The sequence below is a fragment of the Aequorivita sp. IT1183 genome (assembly GCF_058068265.1).
Genome location: NZ_JBYRHS010000006.1, coordinates 38,160 through 64,261, shown reverse-complemented (window position 1 = coordinate 64,261; position 26,102 = coordinate 38,160). Strand labels below are relative to the sequence as shown.

Here is a 26,102-nt window from a genome sequence, read left to right as displayed (position 1 = left end):
AATGAATAAGTTGGTAGCTAAATAACATTTTTAAAATTCTTAAATTAACAACTGATATTTTGCGGAATTGACAACAAAGAGCTACTTTTGCACCGCCTTTTTAAAGGATGAATAAAAAAATTAAAAAAGCTATGATAACCGAAGTAATTAACACAAACGAACTTCACAAAATAGACCCGGTTTTCGGGCAAATGTCCTTTGACAATCACGAGCAAATCGTTTTTTGCAACGACAAAGATACTGGTTTAAAAGCAATAATTGGTATTCACAATACCGTTTTAGGACCTGCTCTTGGCGGTACTAGAATGTGGAATTATGCTAGCGAGTGGGAAGCTTTAAACGATGTACTTCGTCTTTCACGCGGTATGACGTATAAAAGCGCAATTACTGGTTTGAACCTTGGCGGTGGAAAAGCTGTTTTAATTGGTGACGCAAAAACGCAAAAAACTCCTGAATTAATGCTGAAGTTTGGCGAGTTTGTACACTCTTTGGGTGGAAAATATATTACTGCCGAAGATGTAGGAATGGCTACTTCAGATATGGATCTTGTGCGTACAGTTACGCCTTACGTTACTGGAATTTCAGAATCTAAAGGTGGCGCAGGAAATCCTTCTCCAATTACCGCTTATGGGGTTTTTATGGGAATGAAAGCTGCAGCAAAATATAAATTTGGAAGTGATGTACTTGAAGATAAAGTAATTTATGTTCAAGGAATCGGAAACGTTGGTGAAGCTTTAGTTGAAAACTTAAGCAATGAAGGCGCTAAAGTTTATATTTCAGATATAAATCAAGAGCGTTTGGAAGAGGTTCGCGATAAGTATAGTGTTGAAATATACGGCGGAAACAATATTTATGCAGAAAAAATGGATATTTATGCACCCTGTGCTTTGGGAGCAACCGTGAATGATATTACTATAAATCAGTTAAATGCTTCAATTATTGCCGGAGCGGCAAATAACCAATTGGCAGATGAGCAGAAACACGGAAAAATGCTTCGTGAAAGAGGCATCGTTTACGCTCCAGATTTCCTTATAAATGCAGGTGGAATTATTAATGTTTATGCGGAATTAGAGAATTATGACCGAAAGGAAATAATCCGTAAAACCGAAAACATTTACAATACTACTTTAGAAATTTTAAAGAAAGCTGATACAGAAAGCATTACTACCTATCAAGCTGCGTTTAACGTGGCTCAAGCTAGAATTGATGCAAGAAAAAACGAAAAGTAGGTTTCTTTTTTCTTAAAACACTATCTTTGCAACGCACAAGAAATATCTTGTGCGTTGTTTCTTTTAAACCGTTCTTTCAAAAAATATATGCTTACAAGAAGACATATCCGAGTAAAAGTTTTGCAGTCCGTTTACGCTTTTAACCAACGGCCAGATCCAAATATAGATATACAGGAAAAGTTTTTGCTACACAGTATAGACCAAATGCAGGATCTTTATTTACTGATGCTGCAATTGCTTTTGTCGCTACAACAACAGGCCGAGAGTATTCTTAGCCGTTCACAAAAAAAACACCTTGCCACGGCTTTAGAGAAAAATCCAAGTCGCATTTTTGTTGAGAATAAATTGCTTAAAATAATTGACGAAAATGTTACATTTTCAGACATAATGGAAAAGCGAGGTCTCAATTACTGGTTAATGGACAGCGAGTATGTAACCATTCTTTTTAATGAATTGCGCCAATTGGAATGGTACGAGACCCATCTTTCTAAAAAGGAAACCACCTTCAAAGAAGACCAAGAATTTATCAGTAAGATTTACAAAGAAGTTATTGCGCCGAATGATAAGATATATGAATATCTTGAAGACAAGCGCCTAACTTGGGTAGACGATTTTCCTATTGTGAATACAGCAATTGTAAAAATGCTTAGTAAGCTTTCAGAAAAAAACGCTTCTTCACTTTTAGTTCCAAATCTTTATAAAAATGATGAGGATCGTGAGTATGCTCTGCAACTTTTCCGAAAGGTAATTTTAAATGAAGACAAGCTAAACGCCCAAATAGAAGGCAAGACTCCAAACTGGGATCAAGAACGAATTGCAGATGTGGATCTTATTATTTTAAAGATGGGAATTGCAGAATTTTTATATTTCCCATCCATTCCTGTTAGGGCTACAATTAACGAATACTTAGAGGTTTCCAAAGAATATTCCACTCCAAAAAGCAGCATATTCGTCAATGGTATTCTAGACAAAATTGTTAAAGAATTTACAGAGGATGGTAAGTTGAATAAAATTGGGCGAGGGCTTCAATAGAAGTAAAAAATTACCTATTTTTGGCGTGCTAAAAACATAAAATACATATTTATCATGAAAAAATCAATTTTTATTGTAGCTGTACTATCTGTATTTGCTTTTTCTTCTTGTAAGGATAACGCCGCAGATAAAGTTAACGAAGAGAATGTTGCTGTTGCTGCTGATCGCGATGCTGAATCAGGCAAATTTCCAGTAATAGCTTTTGAAGAAAGTCAATTCGACTTTGGAACTATCGATCAAGGAACAAATGTGGAACACGTTTTTAAATTTAAAAACACAGGTGAAGCACCTTTAATGATCGTGAATGCTAAAAGTAGCTGTGGTTGTACTGTACCAGAATATACTAAAGAACCAGTTGCTCCAGGTGCAACAGGCGAAATGTTGGTAAAATTCAACGGTAGTGGTCAAAACCAAGTTAGCAAAACTGTTACTATTACTACTAACACGAAAGCTGGAACAGAAACTTTAACTATCAAAGCTTTTGTAAATCCTAAAGCAGGTGCTGTTAAAACAACCAACCCAACATCCTAAATTTTAAAACTTAGGACTAAATAATTGCTATGGAACAAATACAAAGTTTTTTACCTATTATCTTATTGTTTTTGGTAATGTATCTTTTTTTGATACGTCCACAAATGAAAAAGGCCAAACAAGAAAAGCAGTTTGCTGCCCAACTTAAAAAGGGTGACAAAGTGATAACAAGTGGAGGTTTACACGGTAAAATACTTGAACTTAATGACGACGGTACCTGCATTATTGAAAGTGGAGCCGGAAAAATGAAGTTTGAAAGAGCTGCAATTTCTATGGAGAAAACAGCAAAATTAAATGCACCAGAAAAACCAGTTAAGGAAAAGAAATAATATTTCAATCCTTTTCTAAATAAAAACTCCCTCACTATTTTTAAAATAGTAGAGGGAGTTTCTTTTTTTGGTCCCGATAGTTTTCGGAATTTGAATTACTCTTCTTCCTTTTTAAATTTTGAAAGATCCTGCGCAGTAATTTGTGCAATGTTTACTATTACTTCTACTGCCTTTTGCATACTCTCAACCGGCACATATTCATACCTTCCGTGAAAGTTGTGGCCTCCAGCAAAAATATTCGGACATGGTAACCCCATAAAACTTAACTGCGATCCATCTGTTCCGCCACGTATTGGCTTTATTAATGGTTCTAACCCTGATTGCTCCATGGCTTGCTTTGCAATTTTTACAATGTGCATTACTGGCTCAATCATTTCACGCATATTAAAATATTGATCCTTTATTTCAACAGTAACAATTTCCATTTCAAATTGTTCGTTTAAATCGTCCGCAAGTCTTTGAACCATCTCTTTTCGAGCTTCAAAATGCTTTTTATCGTGATCGCGAATAATGTATTGTATTTTAGTTTCATCCACACTTCCGTTTATATTGTGAAGATGAAAAAAGCCTTCGCGACCTTCAGTATGTTCAGGAGTTTCAAGCCTTGGTAGCGAGTTAATGTAGTCTGTAGCGATATACATACTGTTTACCATTTTTCCTTTTGCATACCCGGGATGTACAATCTTTCCTTTTACAGTAACCACAGCACCAGCAGCGTTGAAGTTTTCGTATTCAAGTTCGCCCACCTGGCTGCCGTCCATAGTGTAAGCCCACTCTGCACCAAATTTTTCCACATCAAATTTATGTGCTCCTCGTCCTATTTCTTCATCTGGAGTAAAACCTACGCGAATTTTTCCGTGCTTTAATTCTGGATGCTTTATTAGGTATTCCATAGCCGAAATTATTTCGGTAATTCCCGCTTTATCATCTGCACCCAAAAGTGTTGTACCATCAGTAGTGATTAGGGTTTGGCCTTTGTAAAGTAATAAATCTTCAAAATAATCTGGGGAAAGAATGATATCCATTTCTTTGTTGAGAACGATATCTTTTCCGTTGTATTCCTCAATAATCTGAGGTTTTACATTTGCTCCAGTAAAATCTGGCGAAGTATCAAAATGCGAAACAAAACCAATTACCGGAACGGCATGCGAAACATTGGAAGGCAAGGTGGCCATTATATAGGCGTTCTCGTCAATTGTAACGTCTTCCATTCCAATTTCTTTTAACTCTTCAACCAATTTATTGGCGAGGTCCCATTGTTTTTTAGTGCTAGGGGTAGTGTCACTGTTTGGATCGCTTTCGGTGTCTACAGTTACGTAGCTAATAAAGCGATTAATAATATGTTGTTTTTCAATCATAACTTTTCTTTTACGCTACAAAATAAAGCATATTCAAAATAACAAATACATAGTTTAGTGTATTTTTGCAATACATTTCTCAACTATGTACAAAACCATTATTCGCCCACTGTTTTTTAGCTTCGATCCTGAAAAAATTCATCATTTTACATTTTCATTAGTTCAATTTTTCCATAAAATTGGCTTTGGAGGGATTTTCCGAAGTATTTATAAAGTGGAAAACCCAAAGTTGGAACGAGAACTTTTAGGATTAAAATTCCCCAATCCCGTCGGACTCGCAGCAGGATTTGATAAAGATGCAAAGCTGTATAAAGAACTTTCAAACTTCGGGTTTGGATTTATTGAAATAGGAACGGTAACTCCAAAACCGCAGCCCGGAAATGATAAACCGCGTTTGTTTCGTTTAAAGGAAGATTCCGCTATTATAAACCGAATGGGTTTTAATAATGGCGGTGTTGAAGAAGCTGTTGAAAGGCTGAAAGCGAATGGAAAGGCCGTTTCGGCTCCGCTCAACGACCGAGTTTTAATCGGCGGAAACATTGGCAAAAACAAAGTCACTCCAAACGAAGATGCGGCTAACGATTATCTAATCTGCTTTGAAGCACTTTTTGATTATGTAGATTATTTTGTGGTGAATGTAAGTTCTCCCAATACTCCAAATCTTCGCGCATTGCAGGAAAAGAAGCCACTGACAGATTTGTTGCAAACACTTCAAGACAGGAATAAGGCTATGTCTGGTCGAGCGCAGTCGAGACCTCTAAAACCAATTCTGCTAAAAATCGCCCCAGACTTAACAAACGAGCAGCTATTAGATATAATTGAAATTGTTGCCGTAACCAAAATTGATGGAGTTATAGCAACCAACACAACTATTTCCCGCGACGGACTTTCTTCGGAAAACAAAAAGGAAATGGGCGGTTTAAGTGGAAAACCGTTAAATAAAAGAGCAACAGAAGTAATCCGTTTTCTTTCAGAAAAGAGTAATAAAGCGTTTCCTATTATTGGTGTTGGCGGAATTCATTCCGCCGAAGACGCATTAGAAAAACTGAATGCCGGAGCAAGCTTGGTGCAACTTTATACAGGCTTTATTTACGAAGGTCCAGGGTTGATAACAGCTATTAATAAGGCAATATTAAAGTTGTCTTAGGACGGAAGGACCTAAGACAACTTTTTATAATTATAAAATGGTAATAACTTTACATCTCAATTTTGAAAAATCGCAAGTCTTAAATCTTACGTCTTATAGCGCAGCGGTCTTACGTCTAATTTTATGATTGAAACCCTAATTTCCTTTTCTATCGCAACCCTCGCGCTCGCACTTTCTCCAGGGCCAGACAATATTTATGTGCTTACACAATCTTTGGCCAACGGAGCTAAAAGCGGCATTGCTACAACGGCTGGTTTAATTAGTGGTTGCATTGTTCACACAACTCTTTTGGCTTTCGGAGTATCTGCAATAATAACGGCTTCAGATGAAATTTTTTACGCTATAAAAGTAATGGGTGCGTGCTATCTGCTGTATTTGGCATACATAATTTATAAAAGTGATGAGCATATTGCACTTGCGGAAAATGCTCCCAAAAAATCATACTCCCAACTATTTAAAACGGGTGTGATTATGAATTTGTTAAACCCAAAAGTGATGATATTCTTTTTGGCGTTTTTCCCTGGCTTTCTTTGGGATAAAGAAGGAAATACGGTATTTCAATTTTACACTTTGGGAATCACTTTTATGATAGTTTCCTTCATCACTTTTAGTGTAATTGCTATCGGTGCAGGCAAAATTTCAGGCTTACTTTTAGAATGGAAGCAAATGGGGGCAGTTCTTAAATGGTTGCAAATACTCGTTTTTATAGGAATAGCTATTTTTATATTGATACCCTAAATCCACTATTTTTTTTGAAATTGAAAGATTCCTGCCTGCGCAGGAATTGCTATCTTTGAACCAATGCAGCAAGTAAAAATTATAGAATGTCCCCGAGATGCCATGCAAGGCATTAAAGATTGGATTCCCACCGATCAAAAAGTAAAATATATCCAGTCGCTTCTGCGATGTGGTTTTGATACTATTGATTTTGGAAGTTTTGTTTCGCCTAAAGCAATTCCTCAAATGCAGGATACTGCCGAAGTGCTTTCAAAGCTAGATCTTTCAGCTTCAAAAAGTAAATTGTTGGCCATTATTGCGAACCTTCGCGGAGCCGAAGACGCCGTAAAGCATCCCGAAATTGATTATTTAGGTTATCCATTTTCTATTTCTGAAAACTTTCAGATGCGCAATACGCATAAGACTATTTCAGAATCTTTGGTATTACTTCAAGATATATTAAACCTTGCTCATAAAAATGATAAAGAAGTTGTAGCCTATCTATCAATGGGCTTCGGAAATCCATATGGCGACCCGTGGAATGTTGAAATAGTGGGGGAGTGGACAGAAAAACTTTCAGGAATGGGCGTTAAAATATTGTCGCTTAGTGATACGGTAGGGACTTCGACACCAGAGATTATATCCTATTTATTTGCTAACTTAATACCTAAATATCCTAATATAGAATTTGGAGCGCATCTACATACCACTCCAACCGCTTGGCACGAAAAAGTTGATGCGGCTTATAAAGCTGGTTGCCGAAGATTTGATGGCGCTATTCAAGGTTTTGGTGGTTGCCCAATGGCGAAAGATGAATTAACGGGAAATATGCCCACTGAAAAGATGCTCAGTTATTTTACAGCTTCAAAAGTTACGAGTAATATAAACCCGATGTCGTTTGAAAGTGCGCACAATGAAGCCACAAAAATTTTCACTAAATATCATTGATATGAAAAGCAAATTACTTTTAGCCATTCTTTTTGGCTATTTTGCAGTAGGTTGTTCATCAATTCAACCAACTGTTAAGAATCAAAAAAAAGATGCGGCGGTCATTACTGTTAAGTTTGTTCAGATTAATGATGTATACGAAATTGCTCCCTTAAGTGGTGGCGAATACGGTGGATTAGCTCGTGTAGCACATATTCGCGATTCAATTAAACAGAAATTTCCAAATACATATTTGTTTTTAGCTGGCGATTTTTTAAATCCTTCATTAATTGGGACTTTAAAAATAGACGGAGAGCGCTTAAATGGAAAACAGATGGTAGATGTGCTAAATGCCATGGAAATTGATTTGGTTACATTCGGAAACCACGAATTCGATTTAAGTGAAAGTGATTTACAAAAGAGATTAAACGAGTCTAATTTCGAGTGGACTACCGCCAATGCGCGTAAAGTTACCGAAAACGGACTTGTGCCTTTTACAGCCAATAGAAATAATAGTGCTATTCCAGCCACAGATTATTCCACATTTGAAGCAATAGGAACGGATGGGAATAAAATAAAATTTGGCGTATTTGGTGTGACACTGCCGTCAAATCCAAAAGATTATGTTTCGTACGGCGATATTTATGAAAATGCAGAAAGAGCTTATAAAATGGCGCTTCAAAATTCAGATTTTGTAGTTGGCCTTACTCATGTGGCAGTAGATGAAGATATAGAAATAGCTCGCCGTTTGGGGTCTATTCCTCTAATTATGGGTGGTCACGAGCATTTCAATATGCTAGAAAAAGAAGGCACAACTATTATTGCCAAAGCAGATGCTAATGCAAAAAGTGTTTATATACACACTATTACATATAACCCGAACACTAAAAATCTTCAAGTCAATTCAGAGCTGGTGATGGTAACTGATAAAATAACGTCTTCAGCAAAAATTGAACCTGTTGTGCGCAAATGGACCGAACTTGTAGACGAAAAACTCAAGGAAGTTGTGGACAATCCTGGAGATGTAATTTATAATGCTGTAGTTCCATTAGATGGCACCGATACCGCTAATAGAAGCAAACAAACCAACATGGGCGAATTAATTACGCGCTCGATGGCTTATGCATATAATGATAAAGTTGCCGGCGCTCTTGTAAACGGTGGCTCTATTCGTATTGACGATAAACTAGAAGGCGACATTAGTAGTATCGATATTTTTAGAGTGCTTCCCTTTGGAGGAAGTGTGCTGAAAGTAGATTTGAAAGGAAGTCTTTTAAAGCAAGTTTTAGATTACGGTGAATTACAAAGTGGAGAAGGGGCCTATCTGCAGCGATATAATTTCTCAAGAAATAATAAGGGAGCTTGGCAAATAGGCGATGGTGTTGAAACTATAAATGATTCAAAAACATATACAGTTGCTTTCAGCGACTTTTTACTAAAAGGATTAGACATTCCGTTTTTAACTTCAGATAATGAAGGGATTATAAAAATTCACACCCCAAAGGAAAACGAAACTGCTGCCGACATACGGAAAGCGATTATTTTCTATTTAAAATCTCAACAAAAATAAAGATGAAAAGAATTATTAAAATAGTTTTAATAGTAGCACTTCTTGCTTTAATCGCAATTCAATTTATACGCCCTGAAAAAAATAACGGTGGTTACGATAGTGTCGCTTTGTTTGAAGCAGAAACAAAACCTTCAACTAAGGTTGCGGCAATTTTAAAAGAAAGTTGTTATGACTGCCATAGCAATCAAACCGTCTATCCGTGGTATGCAGAAATTGCGCCTGCTTCTTTTTGGCTGGATGACCATATTATAGATGGAAAAAAACATTTAAATTTTTCTGCTTGGGAAGGTTATACCATAAAAAAGAAGGAGCACAAACTAGAAGAACTTGTTGAAATGGTAGAAGATGGCGAAATGCCGTTGCGATCCTACACAATAATCCACGGCGATATTTCCGAAGACGATAGAAAATTATTGTTGCAATGGGCTGGTATGACGCGACTTCAATATAAAAAGCAGTTGGAGGTTTCTGCAACCGAATAAAATTTCTATAATCTATTTAAATTAAGTCTAAATAAACTTGTGAGATTTCATAAACGCTATTATTTTTGCGGCTGAAAAACTAATCTATATTAATTCAGTCTAAATAATATTAAATGAAATCAATCATCACCTTCGCAGTTTTGTTTTTTAGTGCAATAGCCTTTGCGCAAAACGATTCCGACACAATTCCATCAAATTCTCAACAACAACAAAATTCTTCTCAACGTATACTTTCCAATTCATTAGGAAATGCAGTAACGCTTGGAGGTTATGGACAAATAGACTTTAACCAACCAGAAGGCGATAACGGCACCTTGGATGTTCACCGATTGGTACTACTTTTTGGATATAAATTTGATGACAGAACCCAATTTGTTACCGAAATTGAAGTTGAACATGTAGAAGAAATTTATGTAGAGCAGGCATTTGTAAATTATGCAGTAAGCAATAATGTAAGCCTTCGCGGTGGTTTAATGTTAGTACCAATGGGCATAGTAAACGAATACCACGAACCTACTACATTCAATGGTGTGGAACGACCGGCTGTAGACCACGATATAGTACCTACCACTTGGCGCGAATTGGGAGTAGGGGTAACGGGGCGTTTTCCTGCAATATCCTTAGGCTACCAAGCGTATATTTTTAATGGTTTTAAATCTACCGCCCCAAACGATGAGGGAGGAATAAAAGGATTTTTAAAGGGTAAGGATGGTTTGCGTGGCGGACGTCAAAAAGGAATTGAATCTACCGTAGATAGCCCAACTTTTTCCACAAAATTAGATTATTACGGAATTCCGGGCCTTCGTTTTGGATTGTCTGGATATTTTGGAAAGACTCAAGCAGAAGATGAGATAGAAGATATAGATGGCGCCAATATTGGTATTTCGATGGTAGGATTTGATGTACGCTATGCCTTCCGCAAATTTACCGCTCGCGGCGAGTTTATTTATGCTTCCCTTTCAGATACAGATAAATACAACTCCTTAACAGGAATGGACCTAGGTAGTGCTTTGATGGGCTATTATGTTGAAGGAGCGTATAATTTGTTACCACTTACAGCCAAACAAAAACTCTTCGCCTTTGCTAGATATGAACAATATGATACCCACGCTGGCACTGAAGGAAGTTTAATTGGCAACGATGCCTATAACCGTCAAGATATAACCGCGGGCTTATCATACCATATAGCCAATGGGGTTGTAGTAAAAGGCGATTACCAAATTAGGGATAATGCTATGGAAGGTGCCGAAGTTGCTAATCAATTAAACTTTGGAATTGGCGTTTGGTTTTAATAAGCCTTGTTGAATACTAAATTTGAAATCAATACCTTTGCGTTATGAAAATGAAACTGTCCATACTTTTTATTTTAGCACTCGTTTTTGCAGCCTTTTCCGTACCGGATAATGTTGCCAAAGTAGCCCAAAAAGAGATGGTAAAATTTTATGGGACCGAAAAAATTTCGAAAGAAATTATTTCGGTCACCAAAGATTTGAACGCGAAGACCATGACAGAGTTTGGCGATGAAAATTTATTTAAGATTAAGTCTGGCGAGAAGCTGTTGGGCTACGGTTATATAGGAAACGCCCCAAGTAAGACTGCTACTTTTGATTATCTGGTTTTGTTCGACAACAATTTCGTTATAACCACAAGCAAAGTGCTTATTTATCGCGAAGAATACGGCGGGGAAATTAGCAGCAGACGGTGGCTAAAGCAATTTGTGGGTTCTTCACCAACCTCTAAAGAACTTGAATATAACCGCAATATCATGCCTATAAGTGGCGCAACAATTTCAGTGAGATCCTTAACCACCGAAATGAACTCACTATTGAAGAGTATTGCAATTCTTCAGAAAAATAAAGCTCTTTAAATGCAGCTGCACGGCCGTATCCATGACCTCCCTCGCTACGCCAAGCAATTTATTGCGGCATTTATTATTGTGTTGAGTGTAGGTTATTTTATCGGTATAAACTTTGTTCGCGAAACCGACTCGGCCAACCCTAGCGGCCTGGAGGAAAACTATCTTGGCAATGAAGATGCTGAAGATATAGCGGTAATGAAGTTTAAAAAAGGGCAGCGCGAAATGCTAACCATTTTGCACACCCACATTCTTTCCATTTCGTTTATCTTTTTTATGCTTGGTGGTTTGGTGGCTATCACTTCACTGCCTGCCAAGGCAAAAGCTTTTTTAATGGTTGAGCCCTTTGTTTCAATCCTTTTAACTTTTGGCGGCATATATTTTATGTGGAAAGGCGTGCTTTGGATGAAATGGATTGTTATGATTTCTGGTTCCTTGATGACGGTAGTCTACATAATAGCCGCAGGAGCAGTGCTGCTGCAATTGGTTACTTCGAAAAAGAAATATTAATTTTTGATTGACTGCCCCACTCTAATTGCTGCGTTGAAGGTTAAACTATAAAATAATTCAGAATCCATAATTCTTAATTATTTTACTGTACATTTGCACGCAATTAATCCATAACCACTTTCGCTCTTTCGGAAGTTAACTTAATTGCAATGACTGCACACAACAACAAAATTCTTGGAGAAGGCCTTACTTACGACGACGTACTTTTAGTGCCTGCCTATTCTGAAGTTTTACCACGCGAAGTTTCTATCGCCACAAAATTTTCTCGAAATATTACACTTAACGTTCCTATTGTTTCCGCAGCGATGGATACAGTTACGGAAAGCGCTATGGCTATTGCCATTGCTCGTGAAGGTGGTATTGGAGTGCTTCATAAAAATATGAGCATTGAAGAGCAAGCAGCCGAAGTGCGCAAAGTAAAACGTGCAGAAAGTGGAATGATTATAGACCCCATTACACTTCAGAAAGAACACACTGTTGGCGATGCCCAGAAAACAATGCGCGAATACAGCATTGGTGGAATCCCCATTACTGATGAAAAGGGAAGTTTGATAGGGATTGTTACAAATCGCGACCTACGTTTTGAAAAGGACGTTAAACGTCCGTTGAGCGAGGTTATGACTACCGAGAATTTAGTTACGGTTGCTCAGGGTACTTCCTTGAAAGAGGCTGAATTAATTCTTCAGAAAAATAAAATTGAAAAACTTCCAGTTGTAAGTGATGATGGAAAGCTTTTAGGGCTTATTACATTTAGAGATATTACAAAACTTACTCAAAAACCAAGTGCAAATAAAGATCAGTACGGAAGGCTTCGTGTTGCTGCCGCTCTTGGCGTAACCGCAGATGCTGTTGAAAGAGCTGAAGCTTTGGTAAATGCACAGATAGATGCAGTAATTATTGATACTGCCCACGGCCATACAAAAGGTGTGGTGGAAGTTTTGAAAAAAGTAAAACAACGATTCCCAGATCTTGATGTCGTAGTAGGAAATATTGCAACTGCCGAAGCTGCATTATATTTAGTTGAAGCTGGCGCTGATGCTGTTAAAGTAGGAATTGGACCTGGTTCTATTTGTACAACTCGTGTAGTTGCCGGAGTAGGTTTCCCACAATTTTCAGCCGTGCTTGAAGTTGCAGCTGCTTTAAAAGGAACGGGTGTTCCCGTTATTGCCGATGGAGGAATTCGTTATACAGGCGATATCCCAAAAGCACTTGCAGCAGGTGCTGATTGCGTAATGTTGGGTTCTCTACTTGCAGGAACAAAAGAGTCTCCAGGAGAAACTATTATTTACGAAGGAAGAAAATACAAGTCGTACCGTGGAATGGGTTCTGTTGAAGCCATGAAACAAGGCTCTAAGGACCGATATTTCCAAGATGTGGAAGACGATATTAAAAAATTGGTCCCTGAAGGAATTGTGGGCCGCGTACCATATAAAGGCGAACTGGTAGAAAGCATGACTCAATTTATTGGTGGCCTAAGAGCGGGAATGGGCTATTGTGGCGCCAAAGATGTAGAAGCATTAAAGGAAAATGGTAGGTTTATAAAAATTACCGCTTCCGGAATCAATGAAAGCCATCCGCACGATGTTACCATTACAAGTGAATCTCCTAATTACAGTAGATAGAGCTTCAAAAAAATATAATTTCTAAAAAGCACTGGATTTTTCTGGTGCTTTTTGCGTTTAAAAGAGTTGCAACTTTTCTAGAGTGTAGTTAATAAAGCTTGAAAGTATTCAACTATATTCTCTAATTGATCGCTGTTTTTTCTTTTTAATTTAGCGGTGTATGAAATTTGGTTGTTTTGAACGGTAATCTTTGAAACTGGAAAGTAAAGTAGCGCGCGGGTGTATTGATTTGAAACTAATTTTTCTGACAGTTCTGTTCTATCGCCGCTCATATTGTATTGTGGCGATCTTAAAATTGATCTTAAAAATTGTAATTTTTTAATTTCGAAAATAGCAGTATCCGTAATTAGTGACTGCTCGCGACGAATATTAATAGTGATTAGTCTTTTCCATTGATAGCTAATTTGATACTCAAGATCGTCTATAAAAATAGATTCATCTATATCCCCGAAAGGGTTATTTTTAATTTTTTCAATAGTTGCTTGAGACATCTTCGGTATTAATTTGTTTTTCAATGCATTTTAAGATTTCGATGAAACTTTCAAGCTGTACGTCACTTTCAATTCCGTGTGGTGGTGTTAGTATTATATTTGAAGTGTTTGCCTTCGAGATACGGATATAAACCTTATGTTTCTGCAGCTGTTCTATGAACGATTTTTTCTTCAGCAATTGTTCTACAATTTTTCCATTTCCTTGAAATACATACTTGTATTTCAGCTTTTTATTTTTGGTTTGCAATATCTTTTGAAACATCCTTTCTATAAAAGTAGAAGGATAGATGTCCAAGCTATCTTCACTGTTTTTAGAAAGATGAAGTGTTATTCTGAAAGGCTCTGCCGTGGGAATCGCTCCGCCAACTTCATCAATATTTAGTGAGATTTTTGAACCATCAATTAAGAATTTTGCCTTTTTTGGCTGGTAAATCATTCTGCCAATTTGTGAGTAAACATTTTTAATGTTTACTTCTTCATATTGCCCGTTATGTTTTTCGGCAAAATCTTTAATAATATTCATTGTGAAACGAATTTGGAGTATTTAAAAATATACTTTCCGGATAAATATAGGCAAAAAAAAACGTGAGACTTAGCGCCTCACGTTTGTACTATTAGTAAAGAAAGGACTATTTACCTTCTTCTACTGTAATTGTGATGCCTAATTCAGTAAGAATTGGTACCGTTAAGTCATAACTTGGATCCAAGAAAACCAAGTCTTGAGTGGTTTGCATTACCTGCGTATAATTTTGAGCCATCGCTACTTTTTCCAAAGCTACACCTATTTTAGCATATAGGGGCTTAAGGCCTTCCTGCTGCTTAATTTCCATTAATTTGGCACCGTTTTGCTGAAATTTTTGAATGTCGTCATCAAGTTTTAAAAGCTCGGTTTGTTTTGCCTTTTTTTGCTCTGCAGTAAAGGTGGCTACTCCAGCTTTATAGGCTTCGGCTAGTTTTTTGTATTCGTCCACCTTTTTGTTTAGGTCGATGTCCAATTGTTGGCCATACGTTTCTACCTGGGTTCTTACGGTTTGTAATTCAGGCATTTTTGAAAGAATGTATTCTACGTCTACTGCTCCAACCTTGCTCTGTGCAAAAGCGGAAATACCAATAAAGAATATGGCGATTTTAAGAAAATTCATTGTAAATGTTTTAAAAATTTAGAGCACAATATTACTATAAATATTGCAATTATTAGTGCTGAATATCAGCGTTTGTAAAAAATATAGTCGGTAACGATTGGTTCTACTCCTTCAGACTTTAAAAGGCTAATTAACTGACCCCGATGATAGGTGCTGTGATTTATAAAATGAAAAAAAATATCGCTCACCGTATTTGTGAAATTTTGCCCTTTACTATTGGTGTAATTTATTTTCTCGTCTAATTGTATTGTTTCAATAAGTTCAATGCTGTGTTCAAAGTTTTCGTCGTTTATCTTTTGTAAATAACCAATCTCCAGTTCCTGCCAAACTGAAAGTGCTGGCCTAACTGTAAAAATTCTATGATTCCAAATATGATGTGCGTTAAGCGTATGGCTTGTTAAAGCGCTTATTTTTTTCTGAAAGAGACTGGGGTTTTTTAGCAATACATCAATTAATTGCTGGTTGCAATGGTGGGTGTATTCAAAGGTATTTTTAAAAAAGACTTTCATTACTCATCGTATAATTGCCCACGGGTTGGTTTTAAAGATTCACGTAAAGTGTTCATCAATGATTTCTCAACTACCATAAATGCTATAAAGTGCATAGGCGTTACTTGTTCGTGGCCTGTAAAACTGTCCTTTAAGTTTTCAGATTTAGAAAATTCACTAAGATGTTTTGCGTGGTGCTCGGCTATTTGTTGGGCGTTTGCACCTCTAAAATCCCATATAAGTTTTACTCTTTCAGTCATTTGTAAATAGTTGTGGAGAAATTTTAAAGTATTATTTTTCTCCTTTTTAAAAACTAATGCAAGTTACGGCTTTTCAACATTTTTTTTAAAATTGTAAAACACTATAATTATATTAAATTCGTTTGCTATTCTGATGTGTGTTACCATAGCTTTTTGCTATTTTTGCGACGCTTCAGTAAAAAATAAATATTCAATAACAATGATGAAAAATTTTCTTACCCTATTCATTTTAGGCTTTTTGAGCGCCACTACCGTTTTTTCTCAAAACAAAAAAGAAGTGTTAATGACTATAGACGGGCAATCTGTATATGCCAACGAATTTGAGCGTGTCTACAAGAAAAACCTCGATCTGGTTCAGGATGAATCACAAAAAGATATTGATGGCTATTTGCAGCTTTTTATAGATTACAAATTGAAAATTGAAGAAGCACAAGCTCAAAATTTACATAAAGAAAGTGCTTATATAAACGAGTTTTCAAAATACCGCGACCAGCTTTCAAGAAATTATCTTTTCGAAGATAAGGTAACGGAAGAACTGGCTAAAGAAGCGTATGAGCGCAGTAAATTTGAAGTTAAGGCTTCTCATATTCTAATTAGAGTAGATTATGAATCTGTGCCGCAAGATACTTTAGCGGCATACAATAAAATGAAGTCAATACGCGAAAGAGCGCTAAAAGGGGAAGATTTTACACAGTTGGCAAAAACATATTCTGAAGAGCCTGGCGCAAAAGAAAGAGGAGGAGACTTAGGATACTTTACAGTATTTAACATGGTTTATCCTTTTGAATCTGAAGCGTATAAAACCAAGTCTGGCGAAATTTCAAATATAGTGAGAACAAGTTTTGGTTATCACCTTATTAAAGTAAACGACAAAAGAGCAAAACTGCCGAAAATTGCAGTTTCGCACATTATGATTTCTGAGAGTAAAGGAGCCCGTACATTCAACCCAGAGGAGCGCATCAACGAAATTTACACTATGCTTAAGCAAGGCGAATCTTTTGAAAGCCTAGCAAAGCAATTTTCAGATGATAAAAATTCTGCCGTAAAAGGAGGAAAATTGAATCCATTCACAAAAGGTGATCTTCGGGCTACAGAATTTGAAAATGCAGCCTACGAACTTAAAAATGTAGGCGATTTTGGTAAGCCAATTAAAACAGATTTTGGCTGGCACATTATTCGTTTGGATGAAAAATTACCAATGGAAAGCTTTGATGAGCAAAAGCAAACACTAGAGAAAAAAGTTTCTGATGGCGATCGCGCTAAACTAGTAACAACCGCTACAAATAATAAAATAAAGCAAAAGTATGGCTTCAAAAAAGGAGCGAGCTTTTTGCCTTACTTCGATACATACGTTACAGACGAAGTACTGAAAAGAAAATGGACCATGGAGCCTATTCCAGCAGATAAGGAGCAAACGCTTTTCACTATTGGGGATAAAAAAGCAACTTATACAGATTTTGCAAAATTTATTGATAGCCGCCAAAAAACCACTAGACTTTACAAACTAAAGGAATCATTATTGGTTGAACTTTATGATGAATTTGAAACGGAGCAGCTAAAAGATTACTTCAAAGAAAAACTGGAAGACGACAATGAAGAGTATGCCGCAGTGCTTACTGAATATCGCGATGGCCTTCTAATTTTTGATGTGATGAGCAAAAATATCTGGCAAAAAGCAAAGACCGATTCTTTAGAGCTTCAGCAATTTTTCAATAAGACAAAGGAAAACTACAAGTGGAAACAACGTGTTGATGCAGATATCTACTCGGCTACTTCAGAAAATTTCGCGAAGCAAATTCAAAAAATGTTAGCAGAAGGCAAAACTTCCGAAGAGATAAAAGCGGTAATTAATACAGATGATAAAATAAACGTATTGATAACGCCGGGAATTTTTGAAATTAACCAATCTGAGCTTCCAAAGAACTTAGAGATAAAAAGCGGCGTTTCTTCTGTATATCCAAACAACGATTCGTTCGTGGTAGTTAATATTAAAGAAATACTCGCTCCCGGATATAAAACTTTAGACGAGGTTAAAGGTAAAGTTTTGAGCAATTATCAAAATGAATTAGAGCTGACTTGGATGGAAAGCCTTCGCAAAAAGTATAAAGTTGAAGTAAATCAAAAAACTTTAAAACACGTTAAAAAGGAGTTGAAATGATTCGTCAAATTCTTTATATAACTATTGTTAGTGCTTTCTTGGTTTCCTGTGAGTATTTTAAAACGGAAACTAAAGAAAATGTTATAGCCCGTGTAAACGACAACTATTTATATGAAGCAGACATTGTAAAACTGATAGGCGCAAATACTTCGGCAGAAGATAGTACGCTCATTGTAAATAATTACATAAACCGTTGGGCTACCCAACAGCTGCTTATTGACCAAGCAAGAATAAATATACCTGCAGATAAGCTAGATCAATACGATAAGCTTGTTCAGTCATATCATAATGATTTACTTACCGAAGCTTATAAAAATGTAATTGTTAGCAAGCAATTAGATAGCGTTATTACAGAGCAGGAATTTCGGGAATATTACGAAACCAATAAAGAAAACTTTAAATTAAAAGATCAATTGGTAAAATTGCGTTACGTTCAATTACCTGTAAATTATGACGGTTTGCCCGCTGTAAAGGAAAAATTGAACCGTTATAACGAAAAGGATAAAAAATCGCTCACCAGTCAGAACTACCAGTTTATTTCCTCAAACTTTAACGACACTGTTTGGGTGAAAAGAGAAGTTTTACTGAACACTTTACCAGTAATTAGAAGCACTAGCGATCAAGTGTTAAAAAAATCCAATTTTACACAATTGCAAGATTCATTAGGAGTATATTTGGTGAAAATTGAAAATGTGCTCAACCCCAATGATACGGCACCTATTTCCTACATTATGCCTACTTTAAAACAGATTATTCTGAATAAAAGAAAGCTTGAGCTTATTAAAAAACTTGAAACAGATATTACAAAAGATGCTATTGAAACAAATAATTTTGAAATCTATAAAAATGAATAAATTTTTATTGGTGTTGCTTTTTTCTACTGCAATACTACAAGCACAAACCGTTGTGGAGCCAGATAGTACCGGCGTTGCAAAAAGCAACGACTCATTAGTTATGCAGAAAACGGTAAAGCGCGATACATTAAAACCTTTTAAAAGATATAAAGCCGAAGGCGTTAGCGCCGTTGTTGGAGAATATGTTATTCTTGACAGTGATATTGATAAGGCTTATGTTGAAATGCAATCGCAAGGAATGTCTATTGAAGATATTACCCGTTGCCAATTAATGGGTAAATTAATGGAAGACAAATTGTACGCTCACCAAGCTAAACAAGATAGTATCTTGGTTCCAGATGCAGAAATTAATGGAATGATAGATCAGCAATTACAATATATGATTGGTGAATTGGGAAGCGAAGAAAAAGTAGCGGCTTATTATAGAAAAGATAATATGGCCGATTTAAGAAGAGATCTTTTTGAAGCCAATAAGAGTATTAAACTCGCAAGTTTGATGCAACAAAAGGTAATTGAAAAACTAGAAGTAACACCTGAAGAAGTACGAACTTTTTTCTACTCAATTCCAGAAGAAGATCGCCCAATTTTTGGCGCTGAAATTGAAATTGCTCAAATAGTGGTAGATCCAGAAGTTACAAAACAAGCAATAGATGAAGTTGTTGGAAGGTTAAATGCTATCCGCGCAGATATTCTAGACAATGGGGCTAGTTTTTCTACTAAAGCGGTTCTTTATTCTAAAGATCCAGGCTCAAATTCTAAAGGAGGACTTTACACGGGCGTTAAGCGCGATTCACCTTGGGCTAAAGAGTTTAAAGATCAGGCCTTTTCACTTTTAGAAGGTGAAATCAGCGAACCTTTTGAAACGGAATTTGGATGGCACATACTGTATGTCGAAAAAATTCGAGGACAAGAAGTTGATGTTAGGCATATATTGATGTTTCCAGAAGTTTCTCAGAAATCTATCGATGCAGCACAAAAGAAGATTGAAGATTTAAAAACGAAAATTGAAGCAGGCGAAATTACTTTCGCTGAAGCAGCTCGAAAAAATTCAGACGATAAAGAAACCCGTAATAACGGCGGACAATTAGTAAATCCAATTTCATTCGACACTAAATTCGATCTTACCAAAATGGATCCAACTCTTAGTGCACAAGTGTATAATTTAAAAGAAGGTGCAGTATCAGAAATTTTTACCGACCGCGACCGCACAGGAAAGAGTAGTTTGAAAATTCTTACCGTGACTAAAAAATACGTTGAACACCAAGCCGACTATACAAATGATTATGAGCGAATCAAGCAACTAGCATTGCGCGAAAAGCAAATTAAGGTAATCAACAAATGGCAGAACGAGAAAATAAAAGATACGTATATTAGCATCAATCAAGATTACCAGGATTGTGAATTTGCTGGAGGTTGGTTAAAAAAATAATATAGAAAAACACTATGTCAGACGTAGCAGCGGTAAAACAACTGGTTTCAAAATACAACGCCCTTAAACAAGAAATTAAAAAAGTAATAGTAGGTCAAGATGAAGTGGTTGAGCAGGTTTTGCTCGCTATCTTTTCTGGCGGACACGCATTGCTTATTGGCGTTCCGGGTCTTGCAAAAACCTTGTTGGTTAATACCGTCGCCGAAGCACTTGGCCTTAATTTTAAGAGAATACAGTTTACGCCAGATTTGATGCCGAGCGATATTTTAGGTTCTGAAATCTTAGATAATAATCGCGAATTCAAATTTATAAAAGGGCCAATTTTCGCCAATATTATTCTAGCAGACGAGATTAACAGAACGCCGCCCAAAACCCAAGCGGCTCTTTTAGAGGCTATGCAGGAACGCGCAGTTACTGTAGCTGGCCAACATTACAAACTAGATTTACCATATTTTGTACTCGCTACACAAAACCCAATAGAGCAGGAGGGAACTTATCCTTTGCCAGAAGCACAATTAGACCGTTTTATGTTTGCCATAAACCTTGAATATCCTTCGTTTTCTGAAGAAGTTGAAGTAGTTAAACAAACCACTTCAGGCGAAACCCAAAAAGTAAATGCACTTTTTTCAGCTCAAGAAATAATCGATTTTCAACAGTTAATTAGAAGAATTCCAGTGGCGGATAACGTTGTGGAATATGCAGTTACTTTAGTTAGCAAAACCCGCCCTAATAGCGATACTGCAACAGAAACTGTAAAGAACTATATTGATTGGGGCGCTGGCCCAAGAGCTTCACAAAACCTTATATTGGCAGCAAAAACAAACGCCGCAATACACGGTAAATTTTCTCCAGATATCGAAGACGTGCAAAAGGCTGCAGTTGCAATCCTTCGTCATCGATTAATTAAAAACTACAAAGCGGAAGCAGAAGGCTTAAGCATTGAAGAAATCATTAAAAGTTTGTATTAAATAAGGTACAATCACGCTCCACTCAAAGATTTTTTATAAGCATTAAAACCGAAAATTTTGAATTTCTTAAAATTAGCTATCTAATATTAAGGATTTGATAATTTTACGCAATAGAAATTACTATTTAGTGAATTATATTCACTAAATAAGCAATTCCTTTATATACTTTTTAATTATTATAAAATTTTGTAATTTCGCAACTAGAAAAAATACAACTATGGCATTTGATATTGATATGATTAAAAAGGTTTACGCCCAGATGGCAGAACGTGTTGATAAAGCACGTGAAATCACGGGAAAACCACTTACACTTTCAGAAAAAATATTATACTCTCACCTTTGGGACGGCAATCCGAATAAAACATTCCAACGCGGAAAGGATTATGTAGATTTTGCGCCTGATAGAATAGCTTGCCAAGATGCAACTGCACAAATGGCTCTTTTGCAATTTATGCAAGCGGGTAAGAAAACAGTTGCAGTTCCAACCACTGTACATTGCGATCACTTAATACAAGCCAAACAAGGCGCAGTGCCAGATTTAAAGCGCGCTAACGAAACTAGTAACGAGGTTTTTGACTTCTTAGAATCTGTTTCAAACAAATACGGAATTGGTTTCTGGAGACCGGGTGCTGGAATTATTCACCAAGTTGTTTTAGAAAATTACGCTTTTCCAGGTGGAATGATGATTGGTACCGATAGCCACACTGTAAATGCAGGTGGTTTAGGAATGGTTGCCATTGGTGTTGGTGGCGCAGATGCTGTTGATGTAATGGCAGGAATGCCTTGGGAATTAAAATTCCCAAAATTAATAGGTGTTAAATTAACTGGCGAACTTAACGGCTGGACGGCTTCAAAAGATGTTATTTTAAAAGTAGCTGGAATCCTTACTGTAAAAGGAGGAACAGGGGCTATTGTTGAATATTTTGGACCAGGAGCAAAAAACCTTTCTTGTACAGGTAAAGGAACAATTTGTAATATGGGTGCCGAAATTGGTGCAACCACTTCAACCTTTGGTTATGATGATGCAATGGAGCGTTTCCTAAGAGCAACAGACCGTGAAGATATTGCAGACGAAGCAAATAAAGTCAGAGAACATTTAACAGGTGATGACGAAGTCTATGCGAATCCTGAAGCCTACTTCGATCAAGTTATTGAAATAGATTTAAACACTTTGCGTCCACACTTAAATGGACCTTTTACTCCAGATTTAGCAACTCCGGTTGGCGAATTGGGTGAAAAAGCAAAAAAGAACGATTGGCCTATAAAAGTAGATTGGGGTTTAATTGGTAGTTGTACAAACTCATCTTATGAAGATTTAACGCGTGCTGCTTCTATTGCGCAACAGGCAATCGATAAGAAATTAAAACCTAAAAGTGACTTCGGAATAAATCCTGGTTCGGAAACAATTCGTTTTACTGCGGAACGTGATGGCCTTTTGGATGTTTTCGAAAACCTTGGCGCAACTATTTTCACAAACGCTTGCGGACCGTGTATTGGTCAGTGGGATAGAAGTGACAGAAAAGGAGATGAAAAGAATACGATCGTGCATTCTTTCAACAGAAACTTTTCTAAACGTGCCGATGGAAATCCTAACACCCACGCTTTTGTTGGTTCACCAGAAATGGTTGCCGCAATTGCAATTTCGGGCCGTTTAGATTTCGACCCAATGAATGATACGCTTTTAAACGAAGACGGTCAAGAAGTAAAATTTGATATACCAGTTGGTTTAGAACTTCCTCCAAAAGGATTTGCTGTAGACGACAATGGATATTTAGCACCTAAGGAAGATGGTAGCTCGGTTGAAGTGAGAGTTGCTACAGATAGCGAACGTCTTCAATTATTGAAGCCATTTGTACCTATTACGAATTCTGAATTGCAAGGCGTAAAATTGCTAATTAAAGCTTTCGGAAAATGTACAACAGATCATATTTCTATGGCTGGACCTTGGTTGCGTTACCGCGGACATTTAGACAATATCTCTAACAATACTTTAATTGGAGCTATAAATGCTTTCAACAAAAAGACCAATTTTGTAAAAAATCAATTTACAGGCGAATACGGTGGTGTACCAGATGTGCAACGTGAGTATAAAGCTAAAGGAATTAAAACTATTGTTGTGGGCGATCACAACTATGGTGAAGGTTCCTCAAGAGAACACGCAGCTATGCAGCCAAGATTTTTGGGTGTTGCCGCGGTTCTAGTAAAATCTTTTGCAAGAATTCACGAAACAAACCTTAAAAAACAAGGAATGTTAGGTCTTACATTTGCGAATGAAGCAGATTATGATTTAATCCAAGAAGATGATACTTTCAACTTTGTGGATATTGCAGATTTTGCTGAAAACACGCCCTTAACTATTGAAATCGTTCATAAAAATGGAAATAAAGACACGATTAAAGTGAACCATACTTATAACGATGCGCAAATAAAGTGGTACCGTGAAGGATCGGCTTTGAATTTGATTAAAATACAAAACGGTTAAAAACCGTTTACTAAATATTCAAAACCTAACAGATTTAAAATACCTGTTAGGTTTTTTTATACCCTAAAATTATGATTCCATTTCTAAAAAAACACTGGAGCAACATTTTATTTGTCGCTATATTGGTTTTGCTTATTTTTCCGCAAACACGCATGCCCATTCAGGTATTTGTGCAACGACTTATTTCTTTTTCTCCTTCTGAAAAAGCTGAAAGTGAGCGAGAATCACTTCAAGATTACGATTGGAATTTGCGAAAATTAAATGCCGAAGAAGTAAACTTTTCACAATCTAAAGGGAAAGTAACTATTGTGAATTTTTGGGCTACTTGGTGCCCTCCCTGTGTAGCAGAAATGCCTTCATTCCAAAAATTATACGATGTTTATGGCAATAAAGTAGACTTCTATTTTGTGACTTCGGAAATGCCTGAAAAAGTTGAAAAATTTATGGTGAAGAATGCTTACACCCTGCCCATCTTTCTTCAAACTTTTGAAGCACCAAAAAAGTTGGAGGCACACGTTTTGCCCACTACTTATTTAATTTCCAAAAAGGGCGAAATTATAATAGATGAACAAGGCGCAGCCGATTGGAATAGCGAAAAAATGAAAACACTTCTGGATAAACTGCTAGAAGAATAATCTGTAAAAACTATACAGAATAGTAAATTTCTTTAATAGATTTCATCTCCTTTTTTCCTTCTGCAATTGCAGTAATTCTATCCCACGATTTCGCACTTAATAAAGATTTCAAAGGTTGATCTACCTTTATAATTTTTGGAAAATTTTTAATGAGTTGCTTGTCCCAAGTTTCGTGATGATTTAAAAGATCGTCAGGATATACAGTTTTACGGCGCGTGCCTTCTTCTATACCTGTAAAAGGCTCAGAAACATTTAGGTATCCATAATCATCGGTTAATTCTTCTCCGGGATGTATATCGCGGATTGCAATTTCAAAGTCGTAGGCGGTAGATATGCAATTGCTTTTAAAACTATGGTTTACGTAGCGGCCATAATCCCAACAAAGCACGTAGTTTCCTTTCCGGTTTCTATAGCAATAAGTGTCTAAAATGTTTTGGTAAAGCGCGTTCATTTTCTTTAGTTTGGCGGGAGTAAACTCACGGTCCAAATCGTCTAAAGCCCACGTTATTGTGCCAGCGGGAATAAATTCTGTAGCAACTACGCCATATCCTACTTCCTTGCTTATAAACTTTAATTCTGTTTTAGGGTGTATCATAAACAATGTAATTTTGCGGAATAAATGTAATGCAAATTCTTAATCAATTTACATCTTTCCTTCTATTGCATATGAAATTTTATAGCAGTTAATTTGTCGATTTTTTCAGAAAATTATTTTGCTATTTCAATTGGTTTTGAACCGTATTTCTCCCTAAATTTTTCCATTAAAACATAGATAGTCAGCAACATTGTTAATGCATAAATACTGTCTTCAATCGGTACTGTGCCTACTCGTATACCCAAATTTTGTGCGTCGTTATACCAAACTACTTCTTCGTGAATCCAACTTCCAGTAAGGAAACCATTCACAATAAAAAAGGGAACCAAAAGGATGAGGAAAACTGGAAAGAAAACGTTTAAAACATCGCGTTTATAATTATAAACCATAACCAATAAAACGATTGCATATCCAAAATTTACGGCCGTATACCACCGATCATAAAAATAAAGTAGCGTAACAATTAAAACAGTCTGTAGTGTATAATATACTATATCCGTGGTTTTATTTGATAATGAAAACTTGGGAAGCAAATTTTTAAACGCATAAATGGTAAAAATACAAGCGTATGGAATGCAGATAAAGAAAATCCATTCCTCTAAAGGAAGGGCAGCTAAACTTATTCCGGAGAGATATTTTTCATTAAAACCCCAATAGCCATTTTGCGTAAAAATGATATCCCAGGGTATAAAAAAAGCCATCATAATAAAGGTGGCGGGGAAGAAGTATTTCCAAAGTTTATAAAACTTCAATTTTGGGTGAAAGCTGAACAAAAATGGAACGCTAAACGATGCAATATTCAGCAGAAAATAAAGATGCCACATGGTTTATTTTTTAAAATATTTTAATGGCGGAAAAAGCATCCCGAAGCACTCACCTTTATCTTTTCCTAAGTGTTTGTGGTGCATTTTGTGAGCGCGTCTTATACCACGAGCATACCAATTATTGGCGTTTCGGAACATTTTAAAACGTTGGTGTATAAAAATATCGTGAACAAAAAAATAGGCAAGTCCGTAAGCGAAAATACCCAAACCTATAGGCAATCCAGCCCAAAAGCCGAAATAGCTCCAGCCAATAAAACAGCTGATGCTAACCAATGCGTAAAAAATGAAGAAATAGTCATTACGCTCCCACCAACTACCGTGATCTTTGTGGTGATGGTCCTTGTGTAGCTTCCACAGAAAACCGTGCATAACGTATTTATGGGTAAACCACGCCATAAACTCCATAATACTGAAAGTGACAATGAAAATTAATATCCAAAGAACAGTGGTCATTTTACTTTTTAATT

Annotated in this window: 28 protein-coding genes; 19 read left to right on the top strand and 9 right to left on the bottom strand. The window is 36.5% G+C overall.

The window, feature by feature from the left end; all coding sequences use genetic code 11:
• Positions 1–131: 131 nt before the first annotated feature.
• From AC3RVF_RS12960 to yajC, 4 genes are all read left to right on the top strand, one after another.
• The gene (locus AC3RVF_RS12960; protein ID WP_489691659.1) at positions 132–1,229 is read left to right on the top strand and encodes a Leu/Phe/Val dehydrogenase; all 1,098 of its coding nucleotides are present in this window, start codon (positions 132–134) and stop codon (positions 1,227–1,229) included.
• 87 nt (positions 1,230–1,316) lie between these two features.
• Positions 1,317–2,261: a transcription antitermination factor NusB gene (nusB, locus tag AC3RVF_RS12955; RefSeq protein ID WP_489691658.1), complete on the top strand. Its 945-nt coding sequence runs from the start codon at positions 1,317–1,319 to the stop codon at positions 2,259–2,261.
• Between the two features lie 54 nt (positions 2,262–2,315).
• Positions 2,316–2,792 carry a DUF1573 domain-containing protein gene (locus AC3RVF_RS12950; protein WP_489691657.1) on the top strand — a complete coding sequence of 159 codons (477 nt, stop codon included), beginning with the start codon at positions 2,316–2,318 and terminating at the stop codon, positions 2,790–2,792.
• A gap of 29 nt (positions 2,793–2,821) precedes the next feature.
• A complete protein-coding gene (gene yajC / locus AC3RVF_RS12945) occupies positions 2,822–3,121 on the top strand; it encodes a preprotein translocase subunit YajC (RefSeq protein ID WP_489691656.1) in 300 nt (99 codons plus the stop codon).
• 95 nt (positions 3,122–3,216) lie between these two features.
• Here the strand turns inward: yajC and pepT are convergent, their stop codons facing one another.
• On the bottom strand, positions 3,217–4,479 hold the full coding sequence (gene pepT / locus AC3RVF_RS12940) for a peptidase T (RefSeq protein WP_489693527.1): 1,263 nt from the start codon (positions 4,477–4,479) through the stop codon (positions 3,217–3,219).
• An 85-nt stretch (positions 4,480–4,564) separates the two neighbouring features.
• Between pepT and AC3RVF_RS12935 the strand changes: the two genes are divergently transcribed.
• The 9 genes from AC3RVF_RS12935 to guaB all read left to right on the top strand — a co-directional run bounded on the left by AC3RVF_RS12935 (position 4,565) and on the right by guaB (position 13,309).
• A complete protein-coding gene (locus AC3RVF_RS12935; RefSeq protein WP_489693526.1) occupies positions 4,565–5,626 on the top strand; it encodes a quinone-dependent dihydroorotate dehydrogenase in 1,062 nt (353 codons plus the stop codon).
• A gap of 123 nt (positions 5,627–5,749) precedes the next feature.
• The gene (locus tag AC3RVF_RS12930; protein ID WP_489691653.1) at positions 5,750–6,364 is read left to right on the top strand and encodes a LysE family translocator; all 615 of its coding nucleotides are present in this window, start codon (positions 5,750–5,752) and stop codon (positions 6,362–6,364) included.
• 63 nt (positions 6,365–6,427) lie between these two features.
• Positions 6,428–7,291 (top strand): hydroxymethylglutaryl-CoA lyase, encoded by an 864-nt coding sequence (locus AC3RVF_RS12925; RefSeq protein ID WP_489691652.1) that lies wholly within the window; start codon positions 6,428–6,430, stop codon positions 7,289–7,291.
• Position 7,292: 1 nt separating this feature from the next.
• Complete coding sequence (locus AC3RVF_RS12920; RefSeq protein WP_489693525.1) at positions 7,293–8,840, top strand: bifunctional metallophosphatase/5'-nucleotidase; 1,548 nt, start codon at positions 7,293–7,295, stop codon at positions 8,838–8,840.
• A gap of 2 nt (positions 8,841–8,842) precedes the next feature.
• Positions 8,843–9,322 (top strand): heme-binding domain-containing protein, encoded by a 480-nt coding sequence (locus AC3RVF_RS12915; protein ID WP_489691650.1) that lies wholly within the window; start codon positions 8,843–8,845, stop codon positions 9,320–9,322.
• A 113-nt stretch (positions 9,323–9,435) separates the two neighbouring features.
• The gene (locus AC3RVF_RS12910) at positions 9,436–10,614 is read left to right on the top strand and encodes a hypothetical protein (protein WP_489691649.1); all 1,179 of its coding nucleotides are present in this window, start codon (positions 9,436–9,438) and stop codon (positions 10,612–10,614) included.
• Positions 10,615–10,658: 44 nt separating this feature from the next.
• Positions 10,659–11,189 carry an FMN-binding protein gene (locus AC3RVF_RS12905; RefSeq protein ID WP_489691648.1) on the top strand — a complete coding sequence of 177 codons (531 nt, stop codon included), beginning with the start codon at positions 10,659–10,661 and terminating at the stop codon, positions 11,187–11,189.
• Positions 11,190–11,687: a hypothetical protein gene (locus AC3RVF_RS12900; RefSeq protein ID WP_489691647.1), complete on the top strand. Its 498-nt coding sequence runs from the start codon at positions 11,190–11,192 to the stop codon at positions 11,685–11,687. It abuts the gene before it with no gap.
• A 149-nt stretch (positions 11,688–11,836) separates the two neighbouring features.
• Positions 11,837–13,309: an IMP dehydrogenase gene (gene guaB, locus AC3RVF_RS12895; RefSeq protein WP_489693524.1), complete on the top strand. Its 1,473-nt coding sequence runs from the start codon at positions 11,837–11,839 to the stop codon at positions 13,307–13,309.
• Between the two features lie 77 nt (positions 13,310–13,386).
• Here the strand turns inward: guaB and AC3RVF_RS12890 are convergent, their stop codons facing one another.
• The 5 genes from AC3RVF_RS12890 to AC3RVF_RS12870 all read right to left on the bottom strand — a co-directional run bounded on the left by AC3RVF_RS12890 (position 13,387) and on the right by AC3RVF_RS12870 (position 15,690).
• The gene (locus AC3RVF_RS12890) at positions 13,387–13,800 is read right to left on the bottom strand and encodes a hypothetical protein (RefSeq protein WP_489693523.1); all 414 of its coding nucleotides are present in this window, start codon (positions 13,798–13,800) and stop codon (positions 13,387–13,389) included.
• Positions 13,781–14,323 (bottom strand): hypothetical protein, encoded by a 543-nt coding sequence (locus AC3RVF_RS12885; RefSeq protein WP_489693522.1) that lies wholly within the window; start codon positions 14,321–14,323, stop codon positions 13,781–13,783. The genes AC3RVF_RS12890 and AC3RVF_RS12885 overlap by 20 nt, the downstream gene beginning before the upstream one ends.
• A gap of 106 nt (positions 14,324–14,429) precedes the next feature.
• Positions 14,430–14,942, bottom strand: coding sequence for an OmpH/Skp family outer membrane protein (locus AC3RVF_RS12880; RefSeq protein ID WP_489693521.1), 513 nt, complete (start codon positions 14,940–14,942; stop codon positions 14,430–14,432).
• A 65-nt stretch (positions 14,943–15,007) separates the two neighbouring features.
• The gene (locus tag AC3RVF_RS12875) at positions 15,008–15,451 is read right to left on the bottom strand and encodes a DinB family protein (protein WP_489693520.1); all 444 of its coding nucleotides are present in this window, start codon (positions 15,449–15,451) and stop codon (positions 15,008–15,010) included.
• Complete coding sequence (locus tag AC3RVF_RS12870; RefSeq protein ID WP_489691641.1) at positions 15,451–15,690, bottom strand: hypothetical protein; 240 nt, start codon at positions 15,688–15,690, stop codon at positions 15,451–15,453. Before AC3RVF_RS12870 ends, AC3RVF_RS12875 begins: the two co-directional genes overlap by 1 nt.
• Before the next feature lie 199 nt (positions 15,691–15,889).
• Here AC3RVF_RS12870 and AC3RVF_RS12865 point away from each other — a divergent pair, with 199 nt between their 5' ends.
• The 6 genes from AC3RVF_RS12865 to AC3RVF_RS12840 all read left to right on the top strand — a co-directional run bounded on the left by AC3RVF_RS12865 (position 15,890) and on the right by AC3RVF_RS12840 (position 24,216).
• Positions 15,890–17,848, top strand: coding sequence for a peptidylprolyl isomerase (locus tag AC3RVF_RS12865; protein ID WP_489693519.1), 1,959 nt, complete (start codon positions 15,890–15,892; stop codon positions 17,846–17,848).
• The gene (locus AC3RVF_RS12860) at positions 17,845–18,702 is read left to right on the top strand and encodes a peptidyl-prolyl cis-trans isomerase (RefSeq protein WP_489691639.1); all 858 of its coding nucleotides are present in this window, start codon (positions 17,845–17,847) and stop codon (positions 18,700–18,702) included. Before AC3RVF_RS12865 ends, AC3RVF_RS12860 begins: the two co-directional genes overlap by 4 nt.
• Positions 18,695–20,131: a peptidylprolyl isomerase gene (locus tag AC3RVF_RS12855; protein WP_489691638.1), complete on the top strand. Its 1,437-nt coding sequence runs from the start codon at positions 18,695–18,697 to the stop codon at positions 20,129–20,131. Before AC3RVF_RS12860 ends, AC3RVF_RS12855 begins: the two co-directional genes overlap by 8 nt.
• Before the next feature lie 14 nt (positions 20,132–20,145).
• The gene (locus tag AC3RVF_RS12850; RefSeq protein ID WP_489691637.1) at positions 20,146–21,099 is read left to right on the top strand and encodes an AAA family ATPase; all 954 of its coding nucleotides are present in this window, start codon (positions 20,146–20,148) and stop codon (positions 21,097–21,099) included.
• Positions 21,100–21,316: 217 nt separating this feature from the next.
• On the top strand, positions 21,317–23,581 hold the full coding sequence (locus AC3RVF_RS12845; protein WP_489693518.1) for an aconitate hydratase: 2,265 nt from the start codon (positions 21,317–21,319) through the stop codon (positions 23,579–23,581).
• 71 nt (positions 23,582–23,652) lie between these two features.
• Entirely contained in the window at positions 23,653–24,216 is a 564-nt protein-coding gene (locus AC3RVF_RS12840) for a TlpA family protein disulfide reductase (RefSeq protein WP_489691635.1), read from the top strand.
• Between the two features lie 10 nt (positions 24,217–24,226).
• On the opposite strand, the gene AC3RVF_RS12835 is transcribed toward AC3RVF_RS12840, so the two are convergent.
• The 3 genes from AC3RVF_RS12835 to AC3RVF_RS12825 form a co-directional block, all read right to left on the bottom strand.
• A complete protein-coding gene (locus AC3RVF_RS12835; protein WP_489691634.1) occupies positions 24,227–24,811 on the bottom strand; it encodes an SET domain-containing protein in 585 nt (194 codons plus the stop codon).
• 113 nt (positions 24,812–24,924) lie between these two features.
• Complete coding sequence (locus tag AC3RVF_RS12830; protein ID WP_489691633.1) at positions 24,925–25,635, bottom strand: lycopene cyclase domain-containing protein; 711 nt, start codon at positions 25,633–25,635, stop codon at positions 24,925–24,927.
• Positions 25,636–25,638: 3 nt separating this feature from the next.
• Positions 25,639–26,088 (bottom strand): sterol desaturase family protein, encoded by a 450-nt coding sequence (locus tag AC3RVF_RS12825; RefSeq protein ID WP_489691632.1) that lies wholly within the window; start codon positions 26,086–26,088, stop codon positions 25,639–25,641.
• Positions 26,089–26,102 lie beyond the last annotated feature (14 nt).

Coding starts and splice junctions, on each gene's coding strand:
- AC3RVF_RS12960 (WP_489691659.1), top strand. CDS start 132: ATGATAACCGAAGTAATTAACACAAACGAACTTCACAAAATAGACCCG.
- nusB (WP_489691658.1), top strand. CDS start 1,317: ATGCTTACAAGAAGACATATCCGAGTAAAAGTTTTGCAGTCCGTTTAC.
- AC3RVF_RS12950 (WP_489691657.1), top strand. CDS start 2,316: ATGAAAAAATCAATTTTTATTGTAGCTGTACTATCTGTATTTGCTTTT.
- yajC (WP_489691656.1), top strand. CDS start 2,822: ATGGAACAAATACAAAGTTTTTTACCTATTATCTTATTGTTTTTGGTA.
- pepT (WP_489693527.1), bottom strand. CDS start 4,479: ATGATTGAAAAACAACATATTATTAATCGCTTTATTAGCTACGTAACT.
- AC3RVF_RS12935 (WP_489693526.1), top strand. CDS start 4,565: ATGTACAAAACCATTATTCGCCCACTGTTTTTTAGCTTCGATCCTGAA.
- AC3RVF_RS12930 (WP_489691653.1), top strand. CDS start 5,750: ATGATTGAAACCCTAATTTCCTTTTCTATCGCAACCCTCGCGCTCGCA.
- AC3RVF_RS12925 (WP_489691652.1), top strand. CDS start 6,428: ATGCAGCAAGTAAAAATTATAGAATGTCCCCGAGATGCCATGCAAGGC.
- AC3RVF_RS12920 (WP_489693525.1), top strand. CDS start 7,293: ATGAAAAGCAAATTACTTTTAGCCATTCTTTTTGGCTATTTTGCAGTA.
- AC3RVF_RS12915 (WP_489691650.1), top strand. CDS start 8,843: ATGAAAAGAATTATTAAAATAGTTTTAATAGTAGCACTTCTTGCTTTA.
- AC3RVF_RS12910 (WP_489691649.1), top strand. CDS start 9,436: ATGAAATCAATCATCACCTTCGCAGTTTTGTTTTTTAGTGCAATAGCC.
- AC3RVF_RS12905 (WP_489691648.1), top strand. CDS start 10,659: ATGAAAATGAAACTGTCCATACTTTTTATTTTAGCACTCGTTTTTGCA.
- AC3RVF_RS12900 (WP_489691647.1), top strand. CDS start 11,190: ATGCAGCTGCACGGCCGTATCCATGACCTCCCTCGCTACGCCAAGCAA.
- guaB (WP_489693524.1), top strand. CDS start 11,837: ATGACTGCACACAACAACAAAATTCTTGGAGAAGGCCTTACTTACGAC.
- AC3RVF_RS12890 (WP_489693523.1), bottom strand. CDS start 13,800: ATGTCTCAAGCAACTATTGAAAAAATTAAAAATAACCCTTTCGGGGAT.
- AC3RVF_RS12885 (WP_489693522.1), bottom strand. CDS start 14,323: ATGAATATTATTAAAGATTTTGCCGAAAAACATAACGGGCAATATGAA.
- AC3RVF_RS12880 (WP_489693521.1), bottom strand. CDS start 14,942: ATGAATTTTCTTAAAATCGCCATATTCTTTATTGGTATTTCCGCTTTT.
- AC3RVF_RS12875 (WP_489693520.1), bottom strand. CDS start 15,451: ATGAAAGTCTTTTTTAAAAATACCTTTGAATACACCCACCATTGCAAC.
- AC3RVF_RS12870 (WP_489691641.1), bottom strand. CDS start 15,690: ATGACTGAAAGAGTAAAACTTATATGGGATTTTAGAGGTGCAAACGCC.
- AC3RVF_RS12865 (WP_489693519.1), top strand. CDS start 15,890: ATGATGAAAAATTTTCTTACCCTATTCATTTTAGGCTTTTTGAGCGCC.
- AC3RVF_RS12860 (WP_489691639.1), top strand. CDS start 17,845: ATGATTCGTCAAATTCTTTATATAACTATTGTTAGTGCTTTCTTGGTT.
- AC3RVF_RS12855 (WP_489691638.1), top strand. CDS start 18,695: ATGAATAAATTTTTATTGGTGTTGCTTTTTTCTACTGCAATACTACAA.
- AC3RVF_RS12850 (WP_489691637.1), top strand. CDS start 20,146: ATGTCAGACGTAGCAGCGGTAAAACAACTGGTTTCAAAATACAACGCC.
- AC3RVF_RS12845 (WP_489693518.1), top strand. CDS start 21,317: ATGGCATTTGATATTGATATGATTAAAAAGGTTTACGCCCAGATGGCA.
- AC3RVF_RS12840 (WP_489691635.1), top strand. CDS start 23,653: ATGATTCCATTTCTAAAAAAACACTGGAGCAACATTTTATTTGTCGCT.
- AC3RVF_RS12835 (WP_489691634.1), bottom strand. CDS start 24,811: ATGATACACCCTAAAACAGAATTAAAGTTTATAAGCAAGGAAGTAGGA.
- AC3RVF_RS12830 (WP_489691633.1), bottom strand. CDS start 25,635: ATGTGGCATCTTTATTTTCTGCTGAATATTGCATCGTTTAGCGTTCCA.
- AC3RVF_RS12825 (WP_489691632.1), bottom strand. CDS start 26,088: ATGACCACTGTTCTTTGGATATTAATTTTCATTGTCACTTTCAGTATT.